This window comes from Actinokineospora sp. PR83 (genome assembly GCF_021056305.1).
Taxonomy (GTDB): domain Bacteria; phylum Actinomycetota; class Actinomycetes; order Mycobacteriales; family Pseudonocardiaceae; genus Actinokineospora; species Actinokineospora spheciospongiae.
In genome coordinates, this window is sequence record NZ_JAJCXD010000136.1 from 1 (window position 1) to 1,437 (window position 1,437).

The window sequence follows — 1,437 nt, forward strand, 5'->3', positions numbered from 1 at the left end:
CCCTGGGCAGACCTCGCCCCGATCCCACCACACCCCCACCGACAAACCGCCGCACAACCCCCGAGTTGTCCACAGCCCCCAGGGAACCCCCGAATTCCACACTACCGAGGGGGTACGACAGAAATGCGCCCACAAAGCGAGTTGCCCACATGTGGATGGACGTCGGGCAATGTCCGACGCCGGTGGTAGTTTGCTGCTTCGACAGAGTCTGTTGGGAAAGCGCGGAGTGCCCGCCGAGATAGCCCGGTGTCGCATTACGCGCAACGGGTGATGGACTGGGAAAACCGGTTACGCAGTGACGTAACCGGCCGACAACAGCGGAGTGGGAATGGCGAAGACCCCCAAATCGGTGGTACTGGGCAATGCCCTGCGGCAGGCGCGGCTCGGTCGGGAGTGGAAGCTGCGCGAGTTCGCCTTCCGGCTCAACAAGGACCCGGCGATCCTCTCCCGCTGGGAGACCGGCGAGCGCACCCCCGCCCCCGACCAGGTGGCGCGCATCCTGACGGTGCTGGGCGTGGAGGGCGACGAGTACGAGAACATCATGACCCTGGCCTTCGGCACCCACGACCCGCAGTGGATGCCGACGACCCTGCCCGAGCAGCGCCAGCAGATGGTGGCCTACGTCGAGTTCGAGGAGAACGCCACCGCCATCACCGAGGTCAACCCCCTCCTGGTCCCCGGCCCGCTGCAAACCCCGGACTACATCTCAGCCATGATGTCCCGCGACGACATCGCCCCCGAGGAAATCCCTGCCCGGGTACACACGCGGATCAACCGCCAGCGCATCCTCGACCGGCAAAAACCTCCACAGCTCACGGCATTCATGGGGCAGGGTGCGCTCTACCAGAACATCGGCGGCCCCAAAACCATGGTCAGCCAATTGCGCCACCTGTGCACCATGTCGGCCCGCGCGAACATCAACCTGCACGTGGTTCCTTTCGCCGTCGGTTGGCACCCTGGACTCGAAAGCACGTTCACCCTCATCGAATCGTCGTACATCCACACCGTGGCCTTCGTCGAAACTCGGCGATCGACCCTCTGGTTGCACAGAGACTACGATGTGGCTGCCTACAAGAGGGCGGTGGAGGGGGTGCGGCGCGTCAGCATGACTACCGCTGATTCCGCCCGCTTCATCCACGAACTGGCCCAAAGAATGGAGCAGAGCAATGTCCCCCCGCACCACTTGGCGTAAGTCGACCAAGAGCACCAATGGCCAGAGCTGCGTGGAGGTCCTGGGCACCCTCACGGCCCTCCGCGACTCCAAGAACACCGCCGGCCCCACCCTCACCACCCACATCCCCACCTTCATCACGGCCATCAAGTCCGGCCGCGTCACCAACTGAAAGGCGCGCAATGCTCCCCGCCCCAACCTGGCGTAAGTCGACCCGCAGCACCAACGGCCAAACCTGCGTGGAGGTCCTGGGCACCCTCACCGCC

2 protein-coding genes are annotated in these 1,437 nt (G+C 64.8%); both read left to right on the plus strand.

Annotated elements, in window-relative coordinates:
- Positions 1-328 precede the first annotated feature (328 nt).
- A complete protein-coding gene (locus L6E12_RS33190) occupies positions 329-1,192 on the plus strand; it encodes a helix-turn-helix transcriptional regulator (RefSeq protein ID WP_236231875.1) in 864 nt (287 codons plus the stop codon).
- Complete coding sequence (locus L6E12_RS33195; protein ID WP_236231876.1) at positions 1,167-1,343, plus strand: DUF397 domain-containing protein; 177 nt, start codon at positions 1,167-1,169, stop codon at positions 1,341-1,343. The genes L6E12_RS33190 and L6E12_RS33195 overlap by 26 nt, the downstream gene beginning before the upstream one ends.
- The last annotated feature ends 94 nt before the right edge of the window (positions 1,344-1,437 follow it).

Coding starts and splice junctions, on each gene's coding strand:
- L6E12_RS33195 (WP_236231876.1), top strand. CDS start 1,167: ATGTCCCCCCGCACCACTTGGCGTAAGTCGACCAAGAGCACCAATGGC.
- L6E12_RS33190 (WP_236231875.1), top strand. CDS start 329: ATGGCGAAGACCCCCAAATCGGTGGTACTGGGCAATGCCCTGCGGCAG.